The organism is uncultured Romboutsia sp., assembly GCF_958366745.1.
GTDB classification, from domain to species: Bacteria; Bacillota; Clostridia; order Peptostreptococcales; family Peptostreptococcaceae; genus Romboutsia; species Romboutsia timonensis.
In genome coordinates, this window is record NZ_CATXCO010000172.1 from 1 (window position 1) to 5,171 (window position 5,171).

Here is a 5,171-nt window from a genome sequence, read left to right on the forward strand (position 1 = left end):
ATAGGGTAATTGCAATAGATGCATTAGCATCAAGAAAGATGGAAAGAGTGAATTCAACTATACAAATATCTACAGCTGGAATATCTCCAGGCGGAGGTGTTGGAAATAAAAGAAAAGCATTAAATAAAGATTATTTAGGTGTTGATGTAATAGCTATAGGAGTACCGACTGTGGTAGATGCAGCTACATTAACTAGTGATGTATTAGATTTAGCCATAGATAATTTAATTAGTCAATCAAATGAAGGTGAAAATTTTTACAATATGTTAAAACAACTTAAGGAAGATGAGAAATATCATCTTATAAAGGAGTCGTTAGATCCATATGATAAAAATTTAATAGTAACACCTAAAGACATAGATGAAACGATAGAAAATTTATCGATAATAATAAGTGAAGGATTAAATAGATCTCTCCATCCAGGTAGAATAACCAATTAAGGAGGAAAAGTATGTTGAGAAAAACTAAGAAGGTTATAAGTATAGCCTGTGTTTTGATTTTTATTTTACCAATTATGTCTTATAGTATGGACAAGGAAGAATTTCTTAAATTTTTAATAGAGTCATCTTATCCAGAGTCTAGTACAAAGGATGATAATTCAAAAGAAAAAGAAGATGAAGTAGATAAAACTGCTAATAAAGAAGAAGATTATATAAAAGTTCATATAGGAGAAGAAAATATTCCTACATTAAACAGTAACTCTAATAATAAAGAAAATGTATCTGTGTCATCTAGTGAATATAAAAATGACATCAGATTAACTAAAGAAAATCCTACTATGTTAATATATCACTCTCATGCAGGGGAAACTTATTCAGATTCTCCTGAAGGGAATTATCACTCACAAAATAAGGAAAAGTCAGTAATTGAGGTTGGAACACTATTGACAGAACAATTAAGTAAAAAAGGTTGGGGAATTGCACATAGTACAAAATACCATGATTATCCTGACTTTACTAAATCTTATATAAGTAGTTTAGAAACTGTAAAATCAATGTTAAATACTCATAAAAGTATAAATATAGCTATAGATTTACATAGAGATGGAAGGGATCTTAAGACTGATGCTGATATACAAAAAGAGCATGAAAGAATGTCTACAACTTATAAGGGTGAAAAAGTGGCTAAATTCTTTTTTGTTGTAGGTATGAGAAATCCGAATGTAGATGAAGTAAAATCTTTAGCTGAAGATATAACTAAATTTGCTAAAACGAAATATCCAGAACTGGTTTTATCTGTAGTAGAAAAACCAGTTGGGAAATTCAATCAATATATGGCTCAAAATCATATGTTAATAGAAGTAGGAAGCAATGGTACCTCTTCAGAAGAAGCAAAGGCTTCAGCAAAATATATTGCAGAAATTTTAGATGAATATTTTAAGCAAAATAGATAATAGTCTAGGAGATTAAGTATGAGTAGGCTAGAAAAAAAGATTCATAAAAAATTAAAAAGAAGAAAAATTAAGGTTGTATTTAAAGTTTTATTTATTCTAGCTATGATTACGAATTTAAGTATATGTATATTTATAATAGATAAAAGTGCAAAAGATATGTTAGGAACTGATGCATATCTTTTAAATTCTTTTATAGATGATATAAATATGGATGATATTAAAGTTAATATTGGTGAAAAAATAAATGAAATATATAAAGCTAAGGATAAAATAATAAAACTATATAATGATAATAAAAATAAGACTTAAATATTTAAGTCTTATTTTTACTATTAAGAAGTTTTAAATATTTAATGTATAAATAGGAGAGAATTATATAAGAAAAATAAGTTTTTGGTTTTATAACATAACGGTTATTTACATAAAAGGGGATATATTATAAAATAAAAGTTATGATAATAAAAAAGGAGGAACCAAGGTGGACAATAAACAAAGTAGAACTAGGAATTTTAGTATAATAGCACATATAGACCACGGTAAGTCTACCTTAGCTGATAGATTAATACAAAAAACTGGACTTGTTAGTGAAAGAGAAATGAAAGATCAGTTATTAGATAATATGGATCTTGAAAGAGAAAGAGGAATCACTATAAAGCTTCAAAATATAAGATTAGTATATAAAGCTAAGGATGGAAATGAATATTTCTTAAATCTTATAGATACTCCAGGTCACGTAGACTTTAACTATGAGGTATCAAGAAGTTTAGCAGCTTGTGAGGGGGCATTACTAGTAGTTGATGCTGCTCAAGGTGTTGAAGCTCAAACATTAGCTAACGTTTATTTAGCGTTAGATCAAGACTTAGAAATTTTACCAGTTATAAATAAAATAGATCTTCCAAGTGCAAGGCCTGATGAAATAAAAGCAGAAATAGAAGATATAATAGGACTTGATGCAAGTGATGCGCCACTTATATCTGCTAAAAGTGGATTAAATATAGAAGATGTATTAGAAGCTATTGTTGAAAAAGTACCTGCTCCTACAGGAGATAAAGAAGCACCTTTAAAAGCTTTAATATTTGACTCATACTATGATGCTTATAAAGGTGTTGTAGCTTACGTTAGAGTATTTGAAGGTAGCGTAAGAAAAGGTATGACAATCAAGATGATGAATACTAACAAAAAGTTTGAAGTAACTGAAGTTGGTGTAATGGCTCCAGGACAAAGAGAGCTTGATGAATTATCTGCTGGAGATGTTGGATACATAGCAGCAAGTATAAAAGATATAAGAAGTTGTCAAGTTGGGGATACTATAACAGATGCAAATAATCCTACAGACGAACCTATGGCAGGGTACAAAAAAGCAACTCCAATGGTTTACTGTGGTATATATCCAGGTGAAGGTGAAAAATATGAAAATGTAAGAGATGCACTTGAAAAAATGCAAATAAATGATGCAGCACTTGAATTTGAAGCTGAAACTTCAGCTGCTTTAGGATTTGGATTTAGATGTGGATTCTTAGGACTTTTACACATGGAAATAATACAGGAAAGATTAGAGAGAGAATATGATCTTAACTTAGTTACTACAGCTCCATCTGTTATATACAGAGTAACTAAAAATGATGGTGAAGTAGTAATGATACAAAATCCAACTAACTTACCTGAACCAAGTGAAATAAGAATGATAGAAGAGCCTATAGTTAAAGGAGACATAATAGTTCCTAAAGATTACGTAGGTACAGTTATGGAACTATGTCAAGAAAGACGTGGAACAATGATAAATATGGAGTATATAGATGAAAAGAGAGTTATGCTTCATTATGATTTACCTTTAAATGAGGTCGTATATGATTTCTTTGATGCATTAAAATCAAGAACTAGAGGATATGGATCATTAGATTATGAAGTTAAGGGATATGTTCCTTCAACTCTAGTTAAATTAGATATATTAATAAATAAAGAACAAGTAGATGCACTTAGCTTTATAGTTCATGAATCTCGTGCTTACTCAAGAGGTAAAGCTATGTGTGAAAAACTTAAAAATGAAATACCAAGACATCAGTTTGCAGTACCTATACAAGCAGCTGTTGGTAATAAGGTAATAGCTAGAGAAACTATAAGTGCACTTAGAAAAGATGTTCTTGCTAAGTGTTACGGAGGAGATATATCTCGTAAGAAGAAGCTTCTTGAAAAGCAAAAAGAAGGTAAGAAACGTATGAGACAAATCGGATCTGTTGAAGTTCCTCAAAAAGCATTTATGTCAGTGTTAAAATTAGATGAATAAAATATAGAAAAGACTTAAGTTTAAAACTTAGGTCTTTTTTTGTTAAAAATATACTACCAAGTAGATAAGAAAAGTAAATTTTAATATTTAAATAGAAAGTGGGAATGATAATATTATAAAACCAGTTAAGTACTAAATAATATAAATGACATAAGGAGGAACTTAATGAATAATGAACTTAAAAAAACGTTAGGTTTATCAGCAGCACTTTCAACAGTAATAGGAGTAGTTATAGGTTCAGGAGTATTTTTTAAACCTCAAGCTATATATACAGCAACTAATGGTGGTCCAGGACTTGGAATGATAGCATGGGTAATAGGAGGTATTATAACAATAACAGCAGGTTTAACAGCAGCAGAAGTATCAGCTGCAATACCAAAGACAGGCGGTATGATGGTATATATTGAAGAGATTTATGGTAAGAAACTAGGCTTCTTAACTGGTTGGATGCAAACTGTACTATTTTTTCCAGGAACTATAGCAGCTTTAGGAGTAATATTTGCAAAACAAATACTTGAATTACTAGGGTATAATCCAGATTCGAATATGATGATGGTTTTAGTTATAGCTATAGTAACAATATTATTTATAGCATTTTTAAATACAGTAGGATCATCTTTTGGAGGAGTAATACAAACTGTAGCTACGATTGGTAAACTTGTACCATTAATAGTTATCATAATATTTGGATTTATAAAAGGTAATGGAAATCCTATACTTCAACCTTTAGTTGGACCTGGAGCAACAGTAACAGGAGCATTAGGACAAGTATTAATAGCAACATTATTTGCATATGATGGTTGGATAAATGTTGGAGCATTAGCTGGAGAAATGAAAGATCCAGGAAAAGATTTACCAAAAGCAATAGTTGGAGGTATATCTATAGTAATGGCAGTATATATAGTTATAAACTTAGCATATCTATGGGTTGCACCAGCTTCAGAATTAGCACAAGCCACAGCACCAGCTGCACTTGTTGCAGAAAGAATTTTTGGTAATATAGGAGGTAAAATTATAACAGTAGGTATATTAATATCAGTGTTTGGAGCACTTAATGGATATTTACTAACAGGTCCAAGGGTAGCTTATACATTAGCTGTAAAAAAAACATTACCAGCAAGTGATTCTTTAGCTAAGTTAAATAAAGGTGGAGTACCTGCTAATTCTATTTGGTTAATAGCTGTTTTAGCATCAATATATGCTTTAACAGGACAATTTAACTTACTAACTGATTTAACTGTTTTTACAATCTGGATATTCTATGTGTTAACATTTATAGGAGTTATTAAGCTTCGTAAGGATAGACCTGAATTACAAAGACCATATAAAGTACCTTTATATCCAATTATACCAGCTATAGCAATAATAGGAGGTTTATTTGTTATAATAAATCAATTGTTAACAGCTACATTAATTGCTTTAGGAGGTATAATAATAACATTAATAGGTATACCAGTATATTCAATTACAAGTAAAAAATAATAGAAATCAAGA

5 protein-coding genes are annotated in these 5,171 nt (G+C 30.0%); all 5 read left to right on the forward strand.

Annotation, left to right across the window (positions count from 1 at the left end; all coding sequences use genetic code 11):
• On the forward strand, positions 1 to 440 hold a 440-nt coding region (gene gpr, locus Q5F54_RS10315), incomplete at its 5' end, for a GPR endopeptidase (protein WP_302334377.1).
• An 11-nt stretch (positions 441 to 451) separates the two neighbouring features.
• Positions 452 to 1,393 (forward strand): stage II sporulation protein P, encoded by a 942-nt coding sequence (gene spoIIP / locus Q5F54_RS10320; RefSeq protein ID WP_302334378.1) that lies wholly within the window; start codon positions 452 to 454, stop codon positions 1,391 to 1,393.
• A gap of 18 nt (positions 1,394 to 1,411) precedes the next feature.
• On the forward strand, positions 1,412 to 1,702 hold the full coding sequence (locus Q5F54_RS10325; protein ID WP_277231414.1) for a hypothetical protein: 291 nt from the start codon (positions 1,412 to 1,414) through the stop codon (positions 1,700 to 1,702).
• A 169-nt stretch (positions 1,703 to 1,871) separates the two neighbouring features.
• Entirely contained in the window at positions 1,872 to 3,677 is a 1,806-nt protein-coding gene (lepA, locus tag Q5F54_RS10330) for a translation elongation factor 4 (RefSeq protein ID WP_281537312.1), read from the forward strand.
• A 165-nt stretch (positions 3,678 to 3,842) separates the two neighbouring features.
• Positions 3,843 to 5,159 carry an APC family permease gene (locus tag Q5F54_RS10335; RefSeq protein ID WP_288247558.1) on the forward strand — a complete coding sequence of 439 codons (1,317 nt, stop codon included), beginning with the start codon at positions 3,843 to 3,845 and terminating at the stop codon, positions 5,157 to 5,159.
• The last annotated feature ends 12 nt before the right edge of the window (positions 5,160 to 5,171 follow it).

What these genes read in the sequence shown, in the direction of transcription:
- spoIIP (WP_302334378.1), top strand. Translation starts at nt 452, where the DNA reads ATGTTGAGAAAAACTAAGAAGGTTATAAGTATAGCCTGTGTTTTGATT.
- Q5F54_RS10325 (WP_277231414.1), top strand. Translation starts at nt 1,412, where the DNA reads ATGAGTAGGCTAGAAAAAAAGATTCATAAAAAATTAAAAAGAAGAAAA.
- Q5F54_RS10335 (WP_288247558.1), top strand. Translation starts at nt 3,843, where the DNA reads ATGAATAATGAACTTAAAAAAACGTTAGGTTTATCAGCAGCACTTTCA.